The organism is Cupriavidus sp. 2KB_3 (genome assembly GCF_052115685.1).
In the GTDB taxonomy this organism is placed as follows: domain Bacteria; phylum Pseudomonadota; class Gammaproteobacteria; order Burkholderiales; family Burkholderiaceae; genus Cupriavidus; species Cupriavidus campinensis.
The window spans coordinates 132,530-157,017 of the sequence record NZ_JBFRHD010000004.1 but is presented as its reverse complement, the minus strand read 5'-3'; the positions used below and the strand labels follow the sequence as shown (position 1 = coordinate 157,017).

General features: G+C 68.3%; 22 protein-coding genes. 11 read left to right on the top strand and 11 right to left on the bottom strand.

Annotated features, from left to right (window positions below; genetic code table 11):
• Positions 1-100: 100 nt before the first annotated feature.
• The 6 genes from AB4120_RS05415 to AB4120_RS05390 are packed head-to-tail and all read left to right on the top strand — an operon-like array spanning position 101 to position 5,703.
• The gene (locus tag AB4120_RS05415; protein WP_441641948.1) at positions 101-949 is read left to right on the top strand and encodes an STAS domain-containing protein; all 849 of its coding nucleotides are present in this window, start codon (positions 101-103) and stop codon (positions 947-949) included.
• A 13-nt stretch (positions 950-962) separates the two neighbouring features.
• Positions 963-1,325: an STAS domain-containing protein gene (locus AB4120_RS05410; protein ID WP_149136046.1), complete on the top strand. Its 363-nt coding sequence runs from the start codon at positions 963-965 to the stop codon at positions 1,323-1,325.
• A 1-nt stretch (position 1,326) separates the two neighbouring features.
• Positions 1,327-1,752 carry an anti-sigma regulatory factor gene (locus tag AB4120_RS05405; RefSeq protein WP_187645152.1) on the top strand — a complete coding sequence of 142 codons (426 nt, stop codon included), beginning with the start codon at positions 1,327-1,329 and terminating at the stop codon, positions 1,750-1,752.
• On the top strand, positions 1,727-2,773 hold the full coding sequence (locus AB4120_RS05400; RefSeq protein ID WP_246118892.1) for an ATP-binding protein: 1,047 nt from the start codon (positions 1,727-1,729) through the stop codon (positions 2,771-2,773). Before AB4120_RS05405 ends, AB4120_RS05400 begins: the two co-directional genes overlap by 26 nt.
• Before the next feature lie 40 nt (positions 2,774-2,813).
• On the top strand, positions 2,814-3,740 hold the full coding sequence (locus tag AB4120_RS05395) for a sensor histidine kinase (protein ID WP_441641947.1): 927 nt from the start codon (positions 2,814-2,816) through the stop codon (positions 3,738-3,740).
• Positions 3,733-5,703, top strand: a complete 1,971-nt coding sequence (locus AB4120_RS05390; RefSeq protein WP_149136048.1) for a hybrid sensor histidine kinase/response regulator — start codon at positions 3,733-3,735, stop codon at positions 5,701-5,703. The genes AB4120_RS05395 and AB4120_RS05390 overlap by 8 nt, the downstream gene beginning before the upstream one ends.
• A gap of 10 nt (positions 5,704-5,713) precedes the next feature.
• Here AB4120_RS05390 and AB4120_RS05385 read toward each other — a convergent pair whose 3' ends face one another.
• The 3 genes from AB4120_RS05385 to AB4120_RS05375 form a co-directional block, all read right to left on the bottom strand.
• Positions 5,714-6,709: an oxidoreductase gene (locus tag AB4120_RS05385; protein WP_149136049.1), complete on the bottom strand. Its 996-nt coding sequence runs from the start codon at positions 6,707-6,709 to the stop codon at positions 5,714-5,716.
• A gap of 36 nt (positions 6,710-6,745) precedes the next feature.
• Positions 6,746-7,687, bottom strand: a complete 942-nt coding sequence (locus AB4120_RS05380; RefSeq protein ID WP_262389651.1) for a Bug family tripartite tricarboxylate transporter substrate binding protein — start codon at positions 7,685-7,687, stop codon at positions 6,746-6,748.
• An 86-nt stretch (positions 7,688-7,773) separates the two neighbouring features.
• Positions 7,774-8,934 (bottom strand): acyl-CoA dehydrogenase family protein, encoded by a 1,161-nt coding sequence (locus tag AB4120_RS05375; protein ID WP_149136051.1) that lies wholly within the window; start codon positions 8,932-8,934, stop codon positions 7,774-7,776.
• Between the two features lie 154 nt (positions 8,935-9,088).
• Here AB4120_RS05375 and AB4120_RS05370 point away from each other — a divergent pair, with 154 nt between their 5' ends.
• From AB4120_RS05370 to purT, 4 genes are all read left to right on the top strand, one after another.
• Positions 9,089-9,874, top strand: coding sequence for an IclR family transcriptional regulator (locus tag AB4120_RS05370; protein ID WP_441641946.1), 786 nt, complete (start codon positions 9,089-9,091; stop codon positions 9,872-9,874).
• Positions 9,874-10,674 carry an IclR family transcriptional regulator gene (locus tag AB4120_RS05365; protein WP_441641945.1) on the top strand — a complete coding sequence of 267 codons (801 nt, stop codon included), beginning with the start codon at positions 9,874-9,876 and terminating at the stop codon, positions 10,672-10,674. Before AB4120_RS05370 ends, AB4120_RS05365 begins: the two co-directional genes overlap by 1 nt.
• A gap of 235 nt (positions 10,675-10,909) precedes the next feature.
• A complete protein-coding gene (locus AB4120_RS05360) occupies positions 10,910-13,033 on the top strand; it encodes a TonB-dependent siderophore receptor (protein ID WP_441641944.1) in 2,124 nt (707 codons plus the stop codon).
• A 148-nt stretch (positions 13,034-13,181) separates the two neighbouring features.
• Positions 13,182-14,384 (top strand): formate-dependent phosphoribosylglycinamide formyltransferase, encoded by a 1,203-nt coding sequence (gene purT, locus AB4120_RS05355; protein ID WP_149136055.1) that lies wholly within the window; start codon positions 13,182-13,184, stop codon positions 14,382-14,384.
• Positions 14,385-14,428: 44 nt separating this feature from the next.
• Here the strand turns inward: purT and AB4120_RS05350 are convergent, their stop codons facing one another.
• From AB4120_RS05350 to AB4120_RS05315, 8 genes are all read right to left on the bottom strand, one after another.
• A complete protein-coding gene (locus AB4120_RS05350) occupies positions 14,429-15,502 on the bottom strand; it encodes an NAD(P)-dependent alcohol dehydrogenase (protein WP_441641943.1) in 1,074 nt (357 codons plus the stop codon).
• Positions 15,503-15,668: 166 nt separating this feature from the next.
• Positions 15,669-16,967 carry a mechanosensitive ion channel family protein gene (locus AB4120_RS05345; protein ID WP_149136056.1) on the bottom strand — a complete coding sequence of 433 codons (1,299 nt, stop codon included), beginning with the start codon at positions 16,965-16,967 and terminating at the stop codon, positions 15,669-15,671.
• 140 nt (positions 16,968-17,107) lie between these two features.
• Positions 17,108-18,295: an HD-GYP domain-containing protein gene (locus AB4120_RS05340; RefSeq protein WP_149136057.1), complete on the bottom strand. Its 1,188-nt coding sequence runs from the start codon at positions 18,293-18,295 to the stop codon at positions 17,108-17,110.
• Positions 18,296-18,338: 43 nt separating this feature from the next.
• Positions 18,339-18,968 carry a hypothetical protein gene (locus AB4120_RS05335; RefSeq protein ID WP_441641942.1) on the bottom strand — a complete coding sequence of 210 codons (630 nt, stop codon included), beginning with the start codon at positions 18,966-18,968 and terminating at the stop codon, positions 18,339-18,341.
• 80 nt (positions 18,969-19,048) lie between these two features.
• The gene (locus AB4120_RS05330; protein ID WP_262389604.1) at positions 19,049-19,753 is read right to left on the bottom strand and encodes an SCO family protein; all 705 of its coding nucleotides are present in this window, start codon (positions 19,751-19,753) and stop codon (positions 19,049-19,051) included.
• The gene (locus tag AB4120_RS05325) at positions 19,746-20,357 is read right to left on the bottom strand and encodes a c-type cytochrome (protein ID WP_149136060.1); all 612 of its coding nucleotides are present in this window, start codon (positions 20,355-20,357) and stop codon (positions 19,746-19,748) included. Before AB4120_RS05325 ends, AB4120_RS05330 begins: the two co-directional genes overlap by 8 nt.
• A 32-nt stretch (positions 20,358-20,389) precedes the next feature.
• Positions 20,390-20,992: a cbb3-type cytochrome c oxidase subunit II gene (locus AB4120_RS05320; RefSeq protein WP_187645153.1), complete on the bottom strand. Its 603-nt coding sequence runs from the start codon at positions 20,990-20,992 to the stop codon at positions 20,390-20,392.
• Between the two features lie 3 nt (positions 20,993-20,995).
• Positions 20,996-22,612, bottom strand: coding sequence for a cbb3-type cytochrome c oxidase subunit I (locus tag AB4120_RS05315; protein WP_149136061.1), 1,617 nt, complete (start codon positions 22,610-22,612; stop codon positions 20,996-20,998).
• Between the two features lie 320 nt (positions 22,613-22,932).
• Between AB4120_RS05315 and pdxR the strand changes: the two genes are divergently transcribed.
• Entirely contained in the window at positions 22,933-24,441 is a 1,509-nt protein-coding gene (gene pdxR / locus AB4120_RS05310; RefSeq protein ID WP_149136062.1) for a MocR-like pyridoxine biosynthesis transcription factor PdxR, read from the top strand.
• The last annotated feature ends 47 nt before the right edge of the window (positions 24,442-24,488 follow it).

Sequence of the window (24,488 nt, the reverse complement as noted above, 5' to 3'; positions counted from 1 at the left end):
GGGCTATGAATCTCTCCTAGAATCGACTCAACGTCCTGCCTTGGGGCGCGGTCAGCCTCGGGGCGTCCATAGCCCGATCCCTCCCATCTTCCACACCTTCATGCGCCCAGAAAATCAGCGACTAGCGGACCTCCTGCGCGAGGACCAGGACACCATCTTGCGCGGCTGGACCGCCGAATATCACACCTACACGGGTGGCCGCGGCCTGAGCCAGAACCTTGAGACTGAGCAGCGGGCGATTCTCAAGGCGCTCGATACCGGGCTGACCGCGGATGCCGATACCGGCAGCTTCGACAGCAGCGCCTGGAACGCCCTGCGAGACACGCTGGCGCGCCTGTCCTCCGCGCGCGCGGCACAGGGCGAAACCGCCGACATGACCAGCGGCTTCGTGCTGGCGCTCAAGCGCCCGCTGTTCGACGGCCTGCAGCGCCATCGCGGCGACGTGGACGGCCAGATCGCGGTGGTCTGGGCGGCCTCCTCCATCGTGGACCGCATGGCGCAGTGGACGGTCTCCACCTACCAGAAGACGCGCGAGGAAATCATCGTGCGCCAGCAGCACGAGCTGCTGGAACTGTCCACGCCCGTGATCAAGCTGTGGGACGGCGTGCTGGCGGTGCCGGTGATCGGCACGCTGGACAGCAGCCGCGCGCAGATCGTCATGGAAACGCTGCTGGAGCGCCTGGTGAATACCGGCGCCGAGCTGGCCATCATCGACATCACCGGCGTGCCCACCGTGGACACCCTCGTGGCGCAGCACCTGATGAAGACCGTCACGGCCATCCGCCTGATGGGCGCGGAAAGCATCATCAGCGGCATCCGGCCGCAGATTGCGCAGACCATCGTCCATCTTGGCATCGACCTGCAGGGCATCATCACCAAGTCCACGCTGGCGGACGCGCTGGCCACGGCCATGCGCATGACCGGCCACACCGTCACCCGCGCCGTCTGAACCCGGAGGCGCCATGGAACGGATTCCAATCCTGCGGATGGGCAAGAACCTGCTGGTCACGATCCAGATCGACATGCAGGACCAGACCGCATTGATGTTGCAGGAAGACATTGCTTCCTCCATCGACCAGACCGGCGCGCACGGCGTGCTGATCGACGTCTCGGCGCTGGAGATGGTGGACTCGTTCATCGGCCGCATGCTGGTGAGCATTTCGGACATCAGCCGCATCCTGGGCGCGACCACGGTGGTGGTGGGTATCCGCCCGGCCGTGGCCATCACGCTGGTGGAGCTGGGGCTTTCGCTGGGCGGCGTGAAGACGGCCCTGAGCGTAGAGCGCGGCATGCACATGCTGGACGCCGCCGCGCGGGGAGCCTGACATGGCCATCCCTGCCGTGGCCACCGCGCTGGCCGATACGGGCAGCGCCCCGCTGAAGGACGAGCGCGATATCGTCCACGCGCGCGCCATGGTGCGCACGCTGACGACCCAACTGAAGTTCTCGCTGGTGGAGCAGACTAAGATGATTACGGCAGCCAGCGAGCTCGCCCGCAACACCGTGGTGTACGGCGGCGGCGGCGAGATGCGCTGGGAGATGCTGGCCGAGGGCATCCGCAAGGGCCTGCGGCTGCATTTCGAGGACAAGGGCCCCGGCATTCCGGACGTGGAACAGGCGTTGACCGACGGCTGGACCACGGGCAGCGGGCTGGGCATGGGCCTGTCGGGCAGCAAGCGGCTGGTGAACGAGTTCGCCATCAATACCAAAGTTGGCGAGGGAACCTGTGTCAGCATCACTCGGTGGAAGTAACAACCTGGGCCCGCACATCGCCGTGCCGATGGGCGACCGCAGCCGCGTGGGCGAGGCCCGCCGCGCCGCCGCCGAACTGGCCGGGCGGCACGGCTTCGACGCCATCCAGTCCGGCCGGCTGGCCGTGGCCGTCAACGAGCTGGGCAACAACCTCGTCGGCCACGCCCGGGGCGGCCGGCTGCTGGTGGGCGCGTGCCAGCTGGGGGACGCCATCGCCATCGAGCTGATTTCGATCGATGACGGCCCCGGCATGGCCGACCTCCAGGCCTGCCTGCGCGACGGCTATTCCACCGGCGGCAGCGCCGGCCAGGGCCTGGGCGCGGTCAGCCGGCTGGCCGATGACTTCGACGTCTACACACGCCCCGGCCAGGGCACGCTGATCCTGGCCCGCTTCTACCGCGAGCACGATGCCAACGGCGCGCCGCGCCGCGCCGGCGCCGGCTTCGATGTGGGCGCCGTATGCGTGGCCGCGCCGGGCGAGACGGTCAGCGGCGACGGCTGGAATGTGGCCATGCACGACAACCGCGCCGACGTGGTGGTGGCGGACGGCCTGGGGCACGGCCCCGACGCCGCCGAGGCCGCCGCGGTGGCACTGGCCGTGTTCGCCCAGGCCCGGGGCAGCCATCCGGGCCGCTACCTCGAACTGGCGCATGGCGCGCTGCGCACCACGCGCGGCGCCGCCGTGACCGCCGCGCGCGCGGACGCCGGCGCCCAGCGCATCCGCTATGCCGGTGCCGGCAACGTCATGGCGCGCGTGATGTCCGGCATCGACGACCGTACGCTGCTGGTCCAGAATGGCACGGCCGGCCTGCAGATGCGCGCCGTGCAGGAGCAGGAGGTGGAGTGGCCGCCGCACGCGCTGCTGATCGTGCATTCGGATGGCATCCAGTCGCGCTGGCGGCTGGACGATCCGGCCGTGCTGCAGCGCGATCCCTCGCTGGTGGCCGCGTTCGTGTTCTGGAAATTCTGCCGGGGCCGCGACGATGCCACCGTCGTGGTGGTTCGCCGCGCGCAGCGGTGATGCCCCCGGGCCCGCAAGACACCGTGAGACTGGCCGCGATATGACCCACTCGACTCCCCCGACCCACCCGACCCACCCGACGTCCTCCCCCGACACCGATCCGGCCGAACTCCAGGCCGCGCTGGCGGCGCGCACCCAGGAAGTGGAGGCGCTGCGCGCCGAGCTTGAGGAGACCAATCGCGGCGTGCTGGCGCTGTATTCGGAGCTGGACATCCAGGCCGACCAGCTGCGCCAGGCCACCGAGCTGAAGAGCCGCTTCCTGGCCTATATGAGCCACGAGTTCCGCACGCCGATCGTCGCCATCCAGAGCATTACCCGGCTGCTGATCGACCGCGTGGACGGCCCACTCACTCCCGAGCAGGAAAAGCAGGTGATGTTCGTGCGCGACACCGCCGCCGAGTTCGCCGAGATGGTCAACGACCTGCTCGACCTGGCGCGGCTGGAGGCGGGGCGCGTGGATGTGTCGCCGGCCTGGTTCGACATGGTGGCCCTGTTCGACGCCCTGCGCGGCATGTTCAAGCCCGTGCTGACCAACCCCGAGGTGTCGCTGATCTTCGAGGCGCCGCACGACGTGCCCAAGCTGTTCAGCGACGACCGCAAGCTCTCGCAGATCCTGCGCAACTACATCTCCAACGCGCTGAAGTTCACGCCCAGCGGCGAGATCCGCGTCTCGGCCGTGTGCGATGGCGACGACACCATCACGTTCTCCGTGCGCGATACCGGCATCGGCATCCCGGCGGAGTCCCACGGCGAGGTATTCCAGGACTTCGTGCAGATCGACTCCCCGCTGCAACGGCGCTACCGGGGCTCGGGCCTCGGGCTGGCGCTGAGCAAGCGGCTGGCGGAGCTGCTTGGCGGGCATGTCGGCTTCGAGAGCGAAGTCGGCGTGGGCTCGCGCTTCTACGTGACCGTGCCGGTGACGCTGCCCGTGCCCCCGGGCGCGCCTGCCGGAGACCATCATGGCTGACCACAATGCACCGGCCACCGGCAGGAGCGACACCCCGCCGCTGGTGCTGGTGGTGGACGACAACCCAGTCACGCGCTATGCCACGGTACGCGTGCTGAGCGCGGCCCGCTTCCGCACCATCGAGGCCGAGAGCGGCCAGGAGGCGCTGCAACGCGCCGACACCAGCGTCTCCGCCGTGGTGCTCGACGTGAATTTGCCGGACATCGATGGCTTCCAGGTCTGCCGCCGCCTGCGCGAGCGCGCCGAGACCGCCACCGTGCCGGTGGTGCACCTCTCCGCCACCTACGTGGCCGACTACGACAAGGTGCGCGGGCTGGACGCCGGCGCCAGCGCCTACCTGATCCACCCGGCCGAGCCGGCCGTGCTGGTGGCCACGATCTCCTCGCTGCTGCGCGCCAGCGCCGCCGAGCGCTCGCTGCGCGAGAGCGAGGCACGCTTCCGCGCGATCTACCACCAGGCCATCGGCGGCATCTGCACGCTGGACCTGGACGGGCGTTTCGTCGACCTGAACCCGGCCATGCTGGGCCTGTTGCAGCGCCCCGCCGAGGCGCTGATCGGCCAGCCCGTGGCCGCCTTCGCCCCGCCCGACTGGGTGGCGCGCGTGGCCGAGGCCACCGGCCAGCATCTGCAGGACGGCTGGCAGGGTGCGTTTCCGCTGCGCGACGCGCAGGGCGAGACCATGTACCTGGAATGGAGCATTTCAGCCGTGCTGGAGAACGGCGTAAAGGTGGCCGTGGTGTCCAACATCACCGACCGCGTGCTGCTGGAACGCCAGCGCGAGCAGTTGATCGAGCGCGAGCAGGCCGCGCGCGCCGCCGTGGAGCGACTGAACCGGATGAAGGACGACTTCATCGCCATCCTCTCGCACGAACTGCGCAACCCGCTGAACGTGATCTCGGTCTGGACCCATGTGCTGAGCCGCCACGTGACCTCCGAGGAGGGGCGGCGCGGGCTGGCGGCGGTGGAGCGCAATATCGCCATCCAGCGCCGGCTGGTGGCGGATCTGGTCGATGTGTCGATGCTGAACGTCGGCAAGATGAAGCTCGAACGCGAACTCACCAACCCGGCCGATGTGATTGACGGCGCGCTGGACAGCATGCAGGCGCAGGCCGCTGAGCGGCGCGTGGCGCTGGATGTGGACCTGCCGGCCACGCTGGTTCCCCGCGCCTGGCTGGACCCGGCGCGCTTCCAGCAGATCCTGTGGAACCTGCTCTCCAACGCCATCAAGTTCTCGCCCGAGGGCGGCGCGGTGCGCGTGGAGGCCAGATCCGATGCCGACACACTGCGCGTGCGCGTGGTCGACCAGGGGCGCGGCATCGCCCCGGACTTCCTGCCGCTGCTGTTCGACCGCTTCACCCAGAGCGACGACGCCAACCGGCGCCAGCACGGCGGCCTGGGGCTGGGGCTGGCCATCGTCAAGCATCTGGCCGAGATGCACGGCGGCACGGTGCATGCCGCCAGCGGCGGAGTGGGCACGGGGGCGACCTTCGAGGTCTCGATTCCGCTGGTGGAGCCGGGCTCGCCGGAACCTGGCGCCGAGCGCGCCGAGGTGACCGCCATCCAGCCGGCCGTGCCGCTGAACGCGCTGGACGTGCTGCTGGTGGAGGACGACGACGACGCCGCGGCAGCGCTGTCGGCCATCCTGACGAACGACGGCGCGCAGGTGCGCACCGCGCGCGACTGCGATACCGCGCTGGACGAGATCGAGGCCGCCGCGCCGGACCTCATCATCAGCGACATCGGCCTGCCCGGCCGCGACGGCAACGACCTGATCCGCGAAGTGCGCATCCGCGAGGCGGTGGCCTCGCAGGCGCGCACGCCGGCCATCGCCCTGACCGCCTTCACGCGCCAGCAGGACCGCCGCGCGGCCATCGAGTCAGGCTTCGACGCGGTGTGCGGCAAGCCGCTACGGCTGCAGGAACTGATGAACGCGATCGAGAACGTGCTGGGGCCGTTGCAGTGAGACGGCGGCGTCAGTCGCCCATCCGCACCAGATAGCGCCCGCGCGACTGCCGCGCCAGCATGCGGGCCATGGCTTCGGGGATGTCCTGGAACGCGATCTCGTTGGCCACCAGATCGAGGTGGCGCGGCCGGTAGCTGTCGGCGATCTTCGCCCAGACCTCGCTGCGCAGCGCCATCGGGCTATTGGCATTGATGCCGATCAACTTCACGCCGCGCAGGATGAATGGCAGCACGGTGGCGTCGAACTGCGCGCCCGCCGCGTTGCCGAAGGCCGTGGCCACGCCGTCTGGCTGGAGCGTGCGCAGCATCCACGCCAGCACCTCCCCGCCCACGGCATCGACGGCGCCGGCCCACTGCGCCGGGTCCAGCGGCTTGCCCGTCGCCTTTGCCACCTCGGCCGGCAGGATCTCCGCCGCACCCAGCGTGCGCAGGTAGTCGAGTTCGGCGGCCTTGCCGGTCAGCGCCGTCACGGCGTAGCCGCGCCCGGCCAGCATGTCGATGGCGATGCTGCCCACGCCGCCCGTTGCCCCGCTTACCACCACCTTGCCGCGCGCCGGCGCCAGCCCGTTGTGCTCCATCCAGTGCAGGCACAGCCCGGCCGTGTAGCCGGCCGCGCCGAGCGTGGCGGCCTCGCGCAGCGAGAGCCCCGCCGGCAGCGGCATCGCCCAGTCCGCCTTCACGCGCGCGTACTGAGCGTGGCCGCCGTCATGGTCCACGCCGATGCCGAAGCCGTGCACCACCACCGGGTCGCCCTCACGGAAGCGCGCGTCGGACGACGCCGCCACGGTGCCGGTCAGGTCGATGCCGCCGATGCGCGGGTACTGGCGCACGATGGCGTTGATGCCGGCGGCGGCCAACGCGTCCTTGTAGTTCAGGCTCGACCACGCCACGCGCACCAGCACCTCGCCGGGGGACAAATCGTCAACGTCCAGTTCGACAAAGCGGGCGGCGGGCGCGCTGGCCCCTGCCGTGGGCGCGTGAAGCCGGTAAGCCAGAAATCGGGACATAGCCTTTCCTATCTATCCATTGCCAATCATTGCCAATCAATCCAGCGACGTGCCGGTGGACTTCACCAGCGCCGCCCACCACGCGGTATCCGCGCGGATCTGCTGGGCGAACTGCTCGGGCGTGTTGCCGACCGGCTCGGCGCCCTGGTCGATCAACCGCTTGCGCATCTCCGGCCGGGCCAGGATCTTCAGCGTGGCCTGGTTGAGCCGGTCGATGATCGGGCGCGGCGTGCCGGCCGGCGCCATCAGGCCCTTCCAGGCCGTGACCGTGAATCCCTTCAGCCCGGCTTCCTCCGCCGTGGGCACGTCCGGCGCAATCGGCACGCGCTTGTCGCTGGCCACCGCCAGCGCGCGCAGCTTGCCGGACTGCACGTGCGGCCACAGCGGCGGCATGTTGTCGATCAACAGCGTGATGTGCCCCGCCACCAGGTCCGCCACGGCCGGACCGCTGCCCTTGTATGGCACGTGCTGCATGCGCAGGCCCGCCGTCTGGTTCAGCAGCTCGCCCGCCAGCTGGGCCGGCGTGCCGTTGCCGGGCGAGCCGAAGGTGACCTGCCCGTTGTGCGTGCGGGCGTAGGCGATGAACTCGCTCACCGTGGTCACCGGCAGCGCGGCATTCACCGCCATCAGGTTGTGGTCGCGCGAGATCATCGTCACCGGCGCGAGGTCGCGCGCGGGGTCGAAGGTCATCTTCGGATACAGGCTCGGGTTGATTACCGTCGGCCCCGCGCTGGCCAGTAGCAGCGTGTAGCCGTCCGGCGCGGCACGGGCAACGATTTCGCCGCCGACATTGCCGCCCGCCCCGGGCTTGTTCTCGACCACCACGGTCTGGCCCAGTTCCTCGCGCAGCGGATCGGCCAGCAGGCGCGCGACGATATCTGCCGTGCCGCCCGGCGCGAACGGCACCACGATCCGGATCACCCTATTGGGGTACGCGCCCTGCCCCTGCCCTTGCGCCACCCCCACCACGCCCAACATCCCCCATGCAAGACTTGCGACGACTACAGATGCTTTGAACATTTTTGTCATCTCCGGTGGTTTTATCCGGATGTGACATTACACGTTCAGCGCGGCGGCGTCGCCTGCGCGATGGTGCGCCGGGCGATATTCAGCTGGTGGATCTGGCTGGTACCCTCGTACAGCCGGAACAGCCGCACATCCCGGTAGAAGCGCTCGATGCCGTAGTCGGCGATATAGCCGTAGCCGCCGAACATCTGCACGCAACGGTCCGCCACACGGCCGCACATCTCGGAGGCGAAGTACTTGCAGATCGACGCCTCCATGGTCACGTCCGCGCCCGCGTCGCGCTGGCGCGCGGTCTCCAGGATTAGCGCGCGGGCGGCGTGGATGTCGGTCTGGCAATCGGCAATCAGGCCCTGCACGAGCTGGAAGTCCGCCAGCGGCTGGCCGAACTGCCTGCGGCCGGTGACGAAGCGCACAGAGTCGTCGAGCATGCGGATGGCCGGCCCGGTGCACAGTGCCGCCAGGTGGACGCGCTGCTTGTTCAGCACCTTCATTGCCGTACGAAAGCCCTGCCCTGGCTCGCCACCGATCAGGCTGTCCGCCGGCACGCGGCAATCGTGGAAATAGACCTCGGAAACCGGCGAGCCGGCCTGCCCCATCTTGCGGTACGGTGCGCCGGTGGTGAGGCCCGGCGTGTCACGCGGGATAATGAAGGCCGAGATGCCAGCCGCGCCGGGGGTGTCCGGATCGGTGCGGGCCATCACCGTGAACAGGCCGGCGATGGGCGCATTGGTGATGAAGCACTTGGTGCCGTTGAGCACGTAGTGGTCGCCGTCGCGCCGGGCCGAGGTTTGCAGCGCAGTGGCGTCCGAGCCGGCTTCCGGCTCGGTCAGCGCGAAGGCGCCGGTCACCTCGCCACTGGCCAGCAACGGCAGGTAGCGGCGCTTCTGGGCGGGCGTGCCGTCGGCCACCAGTGCCTCCGAGCCGATGCCCGTGTTGGTGCCCACGCGGGCCCGGAACGCCACCGAGCACTGCGACAGCACCATCGCCGCCTGCACCAGCTCCTCGGTGGTCATGCCGGCGCCGCCGTATTCCTCTGGAATCGAATAGCCGAACATGCCTTGCGCGGCCATGGCGTCCACGATGTCACCGGGCACTTCGTCGCGCTCCGCCACCTCGGCCTCGCGCGGCACCAGGCGTTCACGCACGAAGCGTTGCAACGCGTGCAGGAAGGGATCGAAGACTTCCGGGTCTCGGATCATTCGGTTTTTCGCTCCAGTCGGCACCGCCAAAGGCAGTGCATCGCGTCGAGCGTACGGTGGGTGCATCGTCTGCACTATCGATGTTTCGCTATCTTGAACATCGTCTACCCTTATGGAACGACCCGGCGGCAACACCATACCAAGGGTTAACCCCATGACCTCTCGCCCCCATCATCCCGATCCCGCGTTTGCCACCACGCTGGCCCATGGCCTGGGGCTGCTCCAGTGCTTTTGCGCGGGCGAGACGGTGCTGAGCAACAAGGAACTGGCGGACCGGACCGGCTTGTCGAAGGCCACCATCAGCCGGCTGACTTACACGCTGGCCGCCCGGGGCCTGCTGCTCTACGACAGCCATTTGCGCCGCTACCGGCTAGGCTCCACGGCGCTCTCGCTCGGCTATCCGCTGCTGGCCACGCTGGGCGTGCGCCAGCTGGCCCGTCCGCTGATGAAACGCCTCAGCGACCGCATGGGCGGCACGGTCTCCCTAGGCATGCGCGACCGCCTGCATATGGTCTACGTGGAGACCATCCGCGGCCACGACGCCATCGCGTTCCGCCCGGAGATCGGGGCGTCATTGCCGATGCTGACCACTGCGATGGGGCGCGCCTGGCTCGCCCAGGCGCCCGAAGCGGTGCGCGCGCCAGTCGTCGCCGGGCTGCGCGCGCACGCGACGGACGAATGGCGCGACCATGCCCAGGCCGTGCCGGAGGCCATCGAACATCTGGCGAGGCTCGGCTTCACGCGCACGCCGGGCGCCTGGCAGCGCGACGTGCACGCCGTGGCCGTGCCCATGCGCACGCTGATCGACGGGGAAATCCTGATCTTCAACTGCGGTGTGCTGGCCAGTCGCCTGACCCCCGACATGCTCGAGCAGCGCATGGGACCGGGCCTGATGGAGATGGTGCACGAGGTGGAATTGCTGCTGGCGGGAGCCGGCTGATGGCACCCCGTCCGCCCCGGCCCCCCGCCCCGCCCGAGCGCGACCGCCAGTTCGCTACCACGCTGGCGCGCGGCATCGACATCCTGCTGGCCTACCGCCCCGGCGAATCCCTGCTCGGCAACCGGGATTTCGTGCTGCGCACGGGCTTGTCGAAGTCCACCGTCGCCCGGCTGACCCACACGCTCGCCGTGCTGGGCTATCTGCGCCATGACGTGGCGCTGGGCAAGTACCGCCTGGGCGCGGCGGTGCTGGCGCCGGCCTACCCGCTGCTGTGTGGCATGCCCATCCGCCAGCTTGCCCGCCCGCTGATGCAGGCGATGGCCGACGAGGTGGGCGGCGCGGTGTCGCTGGGCGTGCGGGACCGGACCCAGATGATCTACGTGGAGACCGCGCTTGCCACCCACGACCTCGCGGTCACCCCCGATGTGGGCGCCGCGATGCCGATGCTGGCCACCGCCATCGGCAAGGCGTGGCTGTGCCAGGCGCCGGCCGAGGCCTGCGCGCCCGTGCTGAACCGCCTGCGGCTGGAAGACCCCGAGGCGTTCCACCGCGCCGCGCCGGCGCTGGCCCAGGCGCGCAAGGACCTGGCGCGCCATGGCTACTGCACCAGCCGGGACGAATGGCGATCGGATGTATTCGGCTTTGCGGTGCCGCTCTGCGCGCGCGTGGATTCCCGCTGGTTCGTGCTCAACTGTGGGGTGCTGGCGCGGGCGGGGGCCTTCCATGCGGTCGAAAAGGTTGTCGGTCCGCGCCTGGTGGCCCTGGCCAACCAGCTTGAGATGCGCCTGGGGCTGCGCTGACGCGGCGGCCAAACCATCGCAAAAACACCACAGAAGCCCGCCGTCGCGCGGGCTTTTCCTTGACGGCGCAACGCCCGCCTAGGATCATTCGACTTTTCCGAGTAACGCGAATCGTTCGTATTCACGTTAGTATTCTCACCTTCGAGCCAACATAACAATGACTTCCTGCTTGCCCAATGCCGCGCGCCGGCAACACGCGCCGTCGCGCGTGCGCCCTCTGGCCGCTTTCGCCCGGATGGCTGTCCTGACCGGGTTCCCGCTGTGTGGCGTCGCCTTCGCCCAGACCGCGGAGCCGGCGGCAGCCGCCCCGGCCGAACAGGCGCTGCCGGCCGTGACCGTGAGCGCGGCGCAGGAAATCGAAATTGGGCCGCAACTGAAGAAGAAGGCCTCCGGCGGCGCGCTGGGCAACCGCTCGCAACTCGACACCCCGTTCTCCACGACCATCGTGACCGGCGAAGACCTGGCCGACCGCCAGGTGACCAAGATCGGCGATGTGTTCTTCAACGACGCCTCGGTCTCGGACAACAGCAATGCGAACAACGCGTGGGCGTCGTACACCACCGTGCGCGGCCTGCAGCTCGACTGGCGTAACGCGTACAAGATCAACGGCATGCCGTTCATCAGCTACGGCCTGACGCTGCCCTACGAACAGCTCGAACAGGTGGAACTGCTCAAGGGCGCCTCCGGCTTCATGTACGGCTTCGGCAACCCGGGCGGCACGGTCAACTACGTCACCAAGCGCCCGACCGACCAGTTCACGGCCAGTGTGGAACTGGGCTACCGCTCGTCGCACGTGTGGACCGAGCACGTCGACGTGGGCGGGCGCGCCGGCCCGGACAACATGTTCGGCTATCGCCTGAACCTCACGCACGAGGAAGGCAAGCCCAGCAATGCCGTGGGCATCAACCGCAATTCGGTCTCGCTGGGCCTGGACGCGCGGATCACGCGTGACCTGACCTGGACCTTCGACGGCATCTACCAGGACCGCAACACCTGGGGCGCCACGCCGACGTTCTACACCGGCTCCCTGCCTGCCGGCGGCCAGTTGCCGGGCGTGGTCAGCGGCCGCGGCGGCCTGTACGCCGGCCCCGACGCGCATTTCTACTCGAACCTGCAGGTGTACCAGACCGGCCTGCGCTACCGGCTCAACGACGACTGGACCGTCAGCACAACCTACAGCTTCAGCAAGCAGTCGCGCAGCCGTAACGAAACCACGCTCAATCTAACGAATGCGGCAGGCGACTACACCGATTTCCGCTACGACGGCGCCGAAAGCCAGCAGTTCAGCAACTGGACGTCGATGGTCGAAGGCAAGTTCCGCACGGGCCCGTTCCGCCATGAACTGGTGGCCGGCCTGAGCTGGCAGAAGCAGATCGACCGCTACAGCACCAACTCGGTCTACACCCCACTGGCCAACGGAAACATCTACGCCCCGTACACCGGCGTGTACTACAGCCAGACCGGCTTCAACAAGTACCGCGCCGGCGACACCGAGCAGAAGGCGGCGTTCGTCAGCGACACCATGCACCTGACCGAGAAATGGTCGGTGCTGGGCGGCCTGCGCGTCACCAACTACGAGCAGAACGGCTACGGCCTGCCGGGCACCACGGGCGGCAACACCAACTTCACCAAGAACGGCCTGATCACGCCCACCGCGGCGATCATGTTCAAGCCGATGCCGAGCACCACGCTGTACGCCAGCTACGTGGAGTCGTTCGACGGCGGCGGCATCGTCTCGTCGTTCTATTCCAACGCAGGTGCCGCGCTGACGCCGGCCAAGAGCCGCCAGTACGAAGTGGGCGCCAAGACGGACCAGGGCCTCTGGACCGGCACGGCAGCGCTGTTCCGCATCGAGCAACGTACGGAATTCGGCCGCAACGACGGCGGCACGCTGCCGGTCTTCGTCCAGGACGGCAAGTCGATCTACCAGGGTGTGGAGCTGGCCGGCAGCACGCGGATCGGCTCCCAGTGGGAAGTGGGCGGCAGCGCGATGTACCTGGACAGCTTCTACGACCAGGGCCAGCTGAACATCGGCAACCGCGTGGCCGGTGCCCCGAACTGGATCCTGACGGGCCGGATCAGCTACCGCGTGCCGTTCGTGCCGGGCCTGAAGGTTGGCCTCGACGGCAAGTACACCGGTACCACCAAGGTCCGCCCCGAGGGCGACCTGACGGCGGGCGGCTACACGGTGTTCAACCTGGGGGCCTCGTACAACACCCGCGTGGCCGGCAAGGAGCTGACGCTGCGCGCCGCGCTGACCAACCTGGCCAACAAGCGCTACTGGGGCTTCCAGTACGCTGGCTACGTCCAGCCGGCGGACCCGCGCGCCATCAGCCTGACCGCGAAGATCGCGTACTAAGCTGCGCTGAGGCGCTAGTGAGTCGGATGCGCCACCTATGAAACGCCCTGCCCTGGCAGGGCGTTTTGCTTTGGGCAGCTTGGAGCGCCGATCCTGCCGCGTATACAATCGCGGTCTTTACCCGTTCACCCCAGACCTCCGCCCCGCCATGACCACCCTCGGAACGCCCCTCTCCCTCTCCGCCACCAAAGTGATGCTGCTCGGCTCCGGCGAGCTCGGCAAGGAAGTGCTGATCGCGCTGCAACGGCTGGGCGTGGAAACCATCGCCGTGGACCGCTACGAGAACGCGCCGGGCCAACAGGTGGCGCACCATGCCCGCACCATCACGATGAGCGACGGCGAGCAACTGAAGGCCCTGATCGAGGCCGAGCGCCCGGACCTGGTGGTGCCCGAGATCGAGGCCATCGCCACCCCGATGCTGGAGGCGCTGGAAGCCGCCGGCGTGGTCCGCGTGATTCCCACCGCCCGTGCCGCACGGCTGACCATGGACCGCGAGGGCATCCGCCGCCTGGCCGCCGAGACGCTAGCCCTGCCGACCAGCCCGTACAAGTTCTGTGATTCGCTCGAGGAACTCCAGGCCGCCATCGACGGCGGCATCGGCTACCCGTGCGTGGTGAAACCGGTGATGAGCAGCTCCGGCAAGGGCCAGAGCAAGATCGACGGCCCCGAGGGCGTCAAGGCCGCCTGGGACTACGCCATGGCCGGCGGCCGGGTGAGCCACGGCCGTGTGATCGTGGAAGGCTTTATCGACTTCGACTACGAAATCACCCTGCTGACAGTGCGCGCCCTGGGCGCCGATGGCCAGGTAGAGACGCATTTCTGCGAGCCGATCGGCCATGTGCAGGTCAGCGGCGACTACGTGGAAAGCTGGCAGCCCCACCCGATGCACCCGCAGGCCCTCGCCACGGCGCAGCACATCGCCCGCGCGGTGACGGCCGACCTGGGCGGCCAGGGGCTGTTCGGCGTGGAACTGTTCGTCAAGGGCGAGCAGGTCTGGTTCAGCGAGGTCAGCCCGCGTCCGCACGACACCGGCATGGTGACGATGATCACCCAATGGCAGAACGAGTTCGAACTCCACGCCCGCGCCATCCTCGGCCTGCCGGTCAGCACGGCGCTCAAGAGCCCCGGCGCCAGCGCCGTGATCTACGGCGGCGTGGAAGCCCAGGGCATCGTCTTCGACGGCGTGGACGACGCGCTGCGCGTGCCGCAGACCGAACTGCGCCTGTTCGGCAAGCCGGAGAGCTTCGAGCGCCGCCGCATGGGCGTGGCGCTGGCTTACGCCGAAAACGTGGACGTGGCCCGCGAGCGCGCCAAGGACGCGGCCAGCCGCGTCAAGCCGCGCAAGGGCTGAGGGACCGAGTCACTGAGGGACGACTGGCCCCGGTTGAACGCCGGTCAGGGCGTGATGGCGACCTTCAGCACGCCGTCACGCTGATTCGAGAACAGGTCGTACGCCTCGACGATGCGTGACAGCGGGAACCGGTGGGTCACCATCGGTCCGAGGTCGAGGCGATTGGTCTCGATCACCTGCATCAGCCGGCGCATCCGTTCCTTGCCACCCGGGCACAGCGACGTCACGATGCGGTGATCGCCCAGCCCGGCGGCGAAGGCATCGAGCGGGATATGCAGGTCGCTCGAATAGACACCCAGGCTGGACAGCGTGCCACCGGGCTTCAGCACGCGCAGTGCCGCCTCGAAAGTCGCCTGCGTGCCGAGCGCCTCGATGGAGGCGTCCACGCCCCGGCCCCCGGTCAGGCGGAGGATCTCCGCCACCACATCCACCTTGCGGAAGTTCACCACGGCATCCGCGCCCATCTTCTGCGAGATGGCCAGGCGCTCGTCGAGGCCGTCCACCACGATAATCATCCCCGCGCCGCACAGCCGCGCGCCGGCCGTGGCGCAGAGCCCGATCGGCCCCTGCGCGAAGATCGCCACCATATCGCCAATCTTGATGTTGGCCTGCTCCGCCCCGGCAAAGCCTGTGGACATGATGTCCGGGCACATCAGCACCTGCTCATCAGTCAGGCCGTCCGGAATCGGCGAGAGGTTCGCCTGGGCATCGGGCACCAGCACATATTCGGCCTGGGTGCCGTCGATGGTGTTGCCGAAGCGCCAGCCGCCCATCGGCTTGTAGCCATGGCCGTGCGCCTGACCATCCTGCGAAGGCCGCCCGTCCTGGCACGCATAGGAATGGAAGCTCGGACAGATCGCCCCGGCAATCACGCGCTGGCCAACCTGGTAACCCGTCACCACGCTGCCCAGCTTCTCGATCACGCCCACCGGTTCATGGCCGATGGTCAGGCCCGGCTTGACCGGATACTCGCCCTTGAGGATGTGGACATCCGTGCCGCAGATCGTGGTGGTCGTGATGCGGATCAGCGCATCGGTCGGCCCCACCTCTGGAATCGGCTTTTCCCGGAGTTCGATCTGTCCGGGCCCCTTGAAGACCAACGCTTGCATGCTTGCCATGACGCACTCCCGACGGTTGCCGCAGATAAACAGGCTAGTCGATGGAGCAACGACATGCCAATCCGGGGCCGAACCATCTGCACACGGGTTGATCGCATGCAAGCTTCCTGCAAAGTCTGATGCTTTCCGATCAATGAATGCTCTTACGCTCTGACGCCCTTAACGCTTACGCCCGCGCGTCCCCCGCCGCCACGGCAAGTGCGGCATGCTGCGCGCCAAGCACCGGGTTGGCCCGCAGCCCGCTCAGGTCGGCGCCGGAGGGCGCCTGGTACAGCCGCAGCCCCAGCTCCGGCAGGATCGCCAGCAGGTGGTCGAAGATATCGCCCTGAATGCGCTCGTAGTCCGTCCAGCCGGTCAGCGTGGTGAAGCAGTAGACCTCGATGGGAATGCCCTGCGAGTCGGGCTCCATCATGCGCAGGTTCAGCAGCAGATCGTGGTGGATCTCGGGATGGGCGCGCAGGTAGGCCATGCCGTAGGCGCGGAAGGTGCCGACGTTGGTCAGCCGGCGCCGGTTCACCGGGTCGTCGTCCGGGCCGCTCAGGGTAAGGTTGGCCTGCGCTACCTGCGCCTGCTTGATCTCCAGGTAGTCGTGCAGCAGCCGGAAGCGCATCAGCGCGTGCAGTTCCTCGTCCTCCAGAAAGCGCACGCTGGTGGCGTCGATGCGCAGCGTCCGCTTGATGCGCCGGGCGCCGGACTCGAACATGTGCCGGTAGTTGCGGTAGCTCTCCGAGAACAGCTTGTAGGTGGGCACCGTGGTCACGGTGTTGTCCCAGTTCTTGACCTTGACCGTGTGCAGCGCGATGTCCATCACGAAGCCGTCGGCATTGGACTGCGGCATCTCGATCCAGTCACCGATGCGCAGCATGTCGTTGGTGGTCAGCTGCGTGCTGGCCACCAGCGACAGCAGCGTGTCCTTGAAGACCAACAGCAGCACCGCCGAAAGCGCGCCCAGGCCGGAGAGCATCCAGAGCGGCGAGCGGTCGATCAGGATCGACAGCACCAGCACGCCGCAGACCAGCCACAGCGCCAGCTGGGCCACCTGCACGTAGCCCTTGATCGAGCGTGTCTGCGCCCGCTGGCTGCCCGCGAACACGGTCTGCCAGGCCGAGAACACCCCGGACAGCATCAGGAACACGCTGACCCACGTGCCGGCATGGGCCAGCCGCTCGATCACTTGCGAGAAACGGCCGAGGTTGGGCACCTCGCCGATGCCGAGCGCGATCACCGCCAGGAAGATGGCGAAGCCGAGCCGGCGGTAGATACGGTGGCGCAGCAGCGCCGCGGCCCAGTTGCGGTGGCCGGACAGGCTCAGCACCCGGTAAACCAGGCGGCCCGCCACGCGCGCGATCAACCACTGGGCCAGCGCGGCAATCACGCCGAGCGCCAGCACATAGAGCGCGATCTGGGCCGTGGGGTGGGCGGGAAGGCGTTGCTGGAACAGGTCCAGCAGGGCATCGAAATTCATGCGGCAGGCAGGTCGGTCAACAAACAAGCGCCAAGTGTACTAGCCACCCGCCCCGCCGCGACCGCTTTCTCGCCCCCGCCTGCCGTTTTCAGAATCGTCTCACGGCCGATTTCGGATCGGTCGATCGTCGATGCCCGCCCTCACCCGTGTGGCGCGTACATCGCCATCAGCTGCTCGTCGGTGTAGCCCCACTGGCGCGCGTCCTCGAACGCCACCACGGTGTCCTCGCTGTGGGACAGGTCGATGACCTGCGGCGGCACCGCCTGGGACGCCGCCACGTTGTAGAACGTCATCACGCGGGGCCGCAGCGGCTCGTCCTCGTTCTGGCCGCACACCACGCCCAGGCGGTTGGAGCGCAGCCGCAGCACCGTGCCGAGCGGGTAAATGCCCACCGTGCGCGTAAACGCCTTGAAGACCCGGCGGTCGAACAGCGTGTCCACGCGCACCGCGATGTACTCCACCGCCCGCGCCGGCGCCCAGGCCTGATGGTTGGGCCGGGGCGAGGTCAGCGAGTCATAGGTATCGCAGATCGCCGCGATCTTGGCGTGCACGCTGATCTCGTGCTCGACCAGCCCGAACGGGTAGCCGCGCCCGTCCACGCGCTCGTGGTGGTGCACGCAGACGTCGAGCGGGATATTGGTATACAGGCGCGCCTCGTTGAGGATGCGGTAGCCCGCCGACGGGTGGCGGCGCATCTGCTCCTCCTCGGCCGGCGTGAGGTCGGTGGCCTTGTGCAGCAGCGAATCGGGCAGCGTCAGCTTGCCGATGTCGTGCACCAGCCCGGCCAGCCCGAGTTCACGGACCTCGCCATCAGGCAGCTTGAGCGTGCGGCCCACGGCAATCATCAGCGCGCACACGGAGAACGAGTGCAGGTAGGTGTAGTCGTCCTTGGCCTTGAGCCGGGCCATGGCCAGCAGCGCCTGCGAATGGCGCGACAGCGACAGCGACGCCGAATCCACCAGCAGCAGCGCCCCGGCCGTCTCCAGCGCGCGGCCCATGCGCACGTCGCTGAACATGTTGCCTACCAAAGAGCGACCACTCTTGATCAGCTCGCGCGCGCGTTCCAGTTCCTCCTCGAAACTGGCCTCGGGATCGTCATCGGAAAGGTCGGCCTCCATCATCTCCGGCGCGGCCGGCGTGGGGAGGTTGCGGCCCTTGAGGATGTCGATCCACACATCCTGCACGTTGGCCGACTGGATCTGCGTGACCTGGTCGTCGCTGGTGACGAGGAAACGCGAGCGCCAGAATGGGTGGTTGATCCAGGGTCCGCCCAGCCTGGCCACGAACATGCCCACCTGGAGCTGTTCCGCGCGAATTCTTCTCAGCATGCACTTGCCCCTTGAAATGGGTGCGGATGTCTCCGCGAACCCGTCAATCCGGGGCTCTGTCAGGCCCCTTGTCCGGCGCCGCGGTCGTTGCCGCGGCACGCGGTTGTTGTTTGCGACCCTGTTGTGTAAGACCCTTTTGGCCCGCGTTAACGGCAATCGCCGGCCAATCTTTAGTGTTTTTTTCGGACTCTTCCGAATTCGACCATCCTGCGCGACGCACCACCCAGGCCAGCAGCCAGACCCCAACCCCGACCGACCCCGCCACCAGCCCGACGCCGGCCATGCGCTGGTCGTCGATCAGGTAGCTCGCGCACAGGCGCGCGGGTGCGTCGATGAAGAGCATACCGAAGGTCAGGCCCATCCAGACCATGTTGCCGCCGAAGAACAACACCAGCGGCCACGCCGCCACGCGCAGCGCAATGCCAGTTGACAAGCCGGCCACGAACACCGTAGCGAATTTGGCAGCGTTGACCGCCGGCGACAACCGCGCGAGGTCCAGCGCAATCGGCAGCATCCACAGGCCGTAGCCGAGGGCCGCCACCACCAGCAAGCTCAGCGCGTGCGGCCGCAGCACCGCCATCGCCCGGGCCTGCCAGCGTGCCGGGGCCAGCCGCGCGGACAGCCAGCCGGCGGCGAACACACCCGGCAGCAGCACCAGCATTTGCAGGGCCATCGCGGCCTCCAGGGGCTCCCGCAGCGCTGGTACGGCCAGGGTGACAAAGCCGGCGACCAGCGCCAGAGGCCGGACAATTCTCATCGCCCGGCTCCGCCAGCCAAGGCATGGCGCTGGGCCAGCGCATAAGCCGCATGGAAGTCTTCCAGTTCAAAGCTGCCCAGCACCACGCCGCGCGCATCCACTACCTGCAGGCCGCCGTTGTGGACGAAGCCGCCAAAGCCATCCGGAATGGCGATGATGTCGGCCTCGCGCAGCAGCGCCTGCATGGCGGCGGGCGCGTCCGGCGCGGCCACCCGCCATTGCGGCGGCCTAGCGCCGTGCTCGCGGGCGTAGGCGGCAAGATCGGCGCCGGTGTCGCGCGGATCGAAAGACAGCGAGATCAGGCCGATCCGGCCGGTCATGCCGTCCGCCTCCAACTGGCGCGATAGCTGGGCGAACGCGGCCCCGAGCGCGCGGCACACGGTCTGGCAGCGGGTGTAGATGGCATCGACGAGATAGACGCTGGGCGCACCTTGGGCTGGCCCTTCGGCTGGTACTTCGCCGAAAAGCCGGAGCGGCTGACCGAGCTGGTCATGCACCGCGATGGGCGGCAGGCGCATCTGGTGTGCGGCGATGCGCGCCTCCCGGCGCTGGTCAAGCGTCCAGGCCCTCAGCCCATGCGTGACAGCCCAGATGGCGCTGGCGCCCAGCACGAGCACCAGACAGAGCACCCCCACCACCATCAGCACAGCCGGAGACCCGCGCGGGCGCGCGGGCTTAACACGGTGGGCGAGGCTAGCCACCCGGGCTGCCGAGCGCCGCGTCACCATCGAACGGCGCCGCCATGGTGGCGGTCTGGGTGCGTGCGGCGGCTACGGCTTCCGCCGTCACCGGGCCAGCGGTATTGCCCCACTGGCTGCGCACATGGGTCAGCACGGCAGCGATTTCGGCATCGGACAACTGGTCCGCGAAGGCCGGCATCGCCCCGTTGTAGGCAGCGCCCTTGACGGTCAGCTTGCCGGTCACGCCACGCAGCACGATGGACGCCAGGCGCGCCTCCTGCCCCACCACCCATTCCGAGCCCGCCAGCGGCGGGAACACGCCCGGCAAACCCTGCCCGGTGGCCTGATGGCAGGCCACGCAGCGGGCCTGGAACACCGCCGCGCCATCCACGGCGCCGCCGCCGGCACCCTTGGGCTTGCCTTGCAGGTCGGCCAGGGTGCGGCTGTCGCCCAGCGCCGAGGGCTGCTCGCTCTCGGACGTCACGATATAGAACGCCCCCCACGCCACCAGTGCCACCACCATGGCCAGCACGTAGCGGGGAATCGGCGCGCGGTTCTCGTGCGGATCGGCATTCTCGCGGGCACGCGCCGCGGCGGCCTGACGTTCTTCCGATGGATCTGCCATCTGTTTCCTCTGCGGATGCGCTTGTCGTGTACTTATCGCGGGTTCGACTCGCCGCCGGCGGGCGGCAACACCGCCCCGGTGCGGTTCAGCGACTGGAGATAGGCCACCAGGTCAGACGCGGCGGCGGTTGGCACCACCACCTTGCCCGGCGGCGCGTAGCCCGGGGGCAGCGTCACCGGCTTGTCGCCCGGCTCCGGCGCATCCTTCACATCGAACAAGTACGGATAGCTCGGCATGATGCTGCCGCTCACGTAGGCACGCGGCTGGTACAGGTGCCCGAGGTGCCAGTCGGCGCCGGGCTGGCGCACGCCGATATTCATCAGGTCCGGCCCGGTACGCATGGTGCCCAGCAGGTGCGGCTTGTCGTAGTAATAGTCGCCGGCCACGGCCACGCGGCCCCAGCCGCGCTTGTCGTCCGGCGCGTAAGAACTGTCGCGGGGCTGCTGGGAATGACAGTAGATGCAGCCGTTGGCGATATAGACCTCCCGCCCGCGCAGCTGCGCGGCGGTATAGGGCTTGGTGCCTTCGGTGGGCTTGACGTCCTGGAGTTGCAGATACGGCAGGACGACCAGCGCGCTGGTGGCCAGCGCCAGCATGGTCATGCCCCCCGCCAGCAGGGCGCTCTCATTGTTCACGGTTCAGACTCCCTCGGCAGGTTTTTGGCCCGGCTGGCTGGTTTTGCGCTGACGGCCCTGGTGGAACAGCGCCGGGCGGTCACGATTGGGCCCGAGGCCGAAGACTGCGCAGACGAAGTTCGTCACGAAGAACAGGTGGCCGGCCAGCATCAGCGCCCCGCCCAGCGAGCGGGCGCGCAGGTACGGCAGGGTCACGGCGACCGAGTCCATGAACGGCCGCGCCGCGTCCAGCATGGCCAGCCCCTGCAGCCAGCCGCCAATGCTCAAGAAGACAAAATAGATGCCGATGCCGCCCGCCGCGAGCCAGAAGTGCATGTAGATCATCCAGCGGTACGGCCATTCGCGGCCGGTCACGCGCGGCACGATGAAGTACAGCGCGCCAAAGAACGCGAAGCTGACGAAGGCGTACAGCCCCAGATGGGCGTGGGCCACCGTGTAGTGCGTGAAGTGGGCCACGCGGTTGACCGCGCGCAGCGCCTCGAACGAGCCCTGGATGGAACTCAGCGTGTACATCATCCCGCCGAAGGTGACAAAACGCAGCGTCGGCGAGTCGATCAGCCGGCGGAAGTTGCCACGCAGCGTCTGATGCTGGTTGATGGAGAACGCGATCACCGGAATCAGCATCATCATGCTCTGCACGATGGACAGCGTGATCAGCCACCCGGGCACCGGCCCGCCCACGAGGTGGTGGCCGCCCACCTGCCCGTAGAAGAACGCCAGCGCCCAGAAGCCCAGCAGCGAGAGCCCGTACGACCTGACCGGCTGGCCAATGATCTTCGGCAGGAAGTAATAGATGGAAGCCAGCGCCAGCGGCGTGTAGAACAGCCCCAGCACGTTGTGGCCGAACCACCAGTTCATAGTGGCCTGCTCCACGCCGAAGTGCACGCCGGGCACGTTGGCCACCAGGAACAGCACCGGGAACCAGAACAGCGCGCAGCCCATGTACCAGACCGACACATAGAGGTGATCCACCTTCCGGTTGACCAGCGTCAGCACCAGCGGCACGCCCACGAAGGCGCCGCCCACCACGAGCAGGATGTCCACCTGCCAGGGAATCTCGAGCCACTCCAAGCCATCGGAAATCCCTGCGCCGATGCTGCCGATGCCGGCAATCAGCCCCGCATTCCACACCGCCGCGCCCAGCACCGCCCAGCGCGCGCCCACCAGCGCCGTCTTGAGCAGGCGGGGCAGCAGGAACAGGGCGATGGCCAGCCCGGCCATCGGCGCCCAGCCGTAGGCCACGGCGTTCAGGTGGATGGTGCGAATGCGGCCGAAGGACAGCCAGGGCACGCTGGCGAGCAGGTCCGGTTCGTGCAGCTTGATCGAGGCGGTGAGCCCGGCCATCGACGCCACCACCAGCCACACCATGGCGCAGCAGATGAACAGGAACACGACTGGCGCGGAAGATGCATCGGCAGCATCGCGGGAAGGGTCGTCCAGCCCGGGGGTCAGGTGCGCCGAGGCGGGATCCTCGGGGTGCCCGGCCTCGCCCTCGGCAAAGATCACCCGCGCGGCGGCTGGCGAAGTATCGAACAGGCCCTTCTGCATGCTCCAGATAAAGGCCGCCAGCGCGATCACCGAAAGGAGGAACGCGGAGAGCAGAATGGCGATGGTATTCATGGCATTGCCGGCAGGCATGAGACGAGTCCTGCGCAGATTACGCACGGGGCGATTTGGCGCCCATAGCCACTTCCTGAGATTTTTGGGTGACCACCGCCGCCGGACGTTGCAGGCGCGTTACGCACAGGGGGCGCGCAGAGGGCACTGAATCGGGGCACCCATGCGAGGTGATCGCCCGCAAGATGGCCGCTTCGGCCCCTGCCCTTGCAGCCCGGTTTTTCCGAATTACCTTAAATTGCATCAAAGATGCAACTTAACTAGAATGGCGCCAGCGCCTGCTCCAGCGCGGCTTTCCGCCCCGTTCCCCATTGCCCCCGACCATGAACGTCCACTTGACCATCGAAGGCCGCCACGGCCTGGCCAGTCAGATTTATCGCCAGTTGCGCGCCGGCATTCTCGACGGCCGCCTGGCACCGGGCGAGCGGCTCCCATCGACGCGCGAGCTTGCCACGCAACTTGGTGTTTCCCGGAAGACAACACTCGATGTCTTCGAGCGGCTGACCGCCGAGGGCTATCTGCGCTCGCGCACCGGCGAGGGCACCTTCGTGGCGGCCACCATGACCCGGCGCGGTAACGTGCCCACGCACGCCACGGCGTTGCAGCCGGCGGACCCGCTCTGGGAATCGATGCCGGACGCGCTGCCGATGCGCCAGGAGGGCGTCTCCCCCGAGTACGACTTCATGGGCGGCGTGACCGAAAAGCGCCTGTTCCCGTTCGACCAATGGCGCCGCTGCGTGAGCCATGCGGTACGCGTGCAGGCGCGCGCACCGGCCGGCTACCGCGACCCGGCCGGCGAGCCGGAGTTGCGGCTGGCAGTGTCGCGCTACCTGGCCTTCAGCCGCGCCGTGGTCAGTAACTGGCATGACGTGATCATGACCCAGGGCGCCCAGCAGGCGCTGAACCTGCTGGGGCGCGTGGTGCTGCGGCCCGGCGACGTGGTGGCGATGGAAGATCCCGGCTATCCGCCTGCCCGCATGAGCTTCACGGCGGCGGGCGCGCGGGTCGTGCCGGTGCCCGTGGACGCGGACGGCATCGTGGTCAGCGCCCTGCCCGCGGACGCGCGCATCGTCTATGTCACGCCCTCGCACCAGTTTCCGCTCGGCATGCCGATGAGCCTGGAACGCCGGCTGGCACTGCTCGACTGGGCGCAGCGGCGCGGCGCGCTGATCGTGGAGGACGACTACGACGGCGAATTCCGCTTCGAGGGCCGGCCGATGGACTCGCTCAAGAGTCTCGACCACGACGGTGTTGTCGCCTATGTGGGCACGTTCTCCAAGACCATTTTTCCGGAGCTGCGCATCGGCTACGTGATTCCGCCCGCCTCGCTGGCGCAGGCGCTGCGCCGGGCCAAGCAGACCGGCGACTGGCACAGTTGCACGCTCACCCAGACCGCGCTGGCCAAGTTCATGCTCGACGGCTACTTCGCCAAGCATCTGCGGCGCATGCACAAGGAATACGCGGCGCGGCGCGCGGCGCTGCTGCGCTGGCTCGATAACGAGCTGTCGCCGTGGCTGGCGTCGCTGCCGACGGCCGCCGGCATCCACCTGGTGGCCGAAATCCGCCCAAATGGCATGAAGGCGCCTGACGAGGCTGCGTTCATCGCCCAAGCGGGAGCGGCGTCGATCGGCCTCTACGGCATCGGCGGCATGTTCGCGGGGCGGCCGCCCCGCGCGGGGCTGCTGATGGGCTACGGCGGCCTCAGCATCGACGAGATCGACGCGGCCATGCAGCGTCTGCTGGACACGCTTCAGGGCCGGCTAGCGTTGCCGGAGTCTGCCGATCTGTTGCCCAACCAGCATACGCAGGCGCGCCGGGCCGCTATACCTTGAAAAATTCGGCATTCTGCCGTTAATTGTTGTCGGCCTCCGCTATTGCG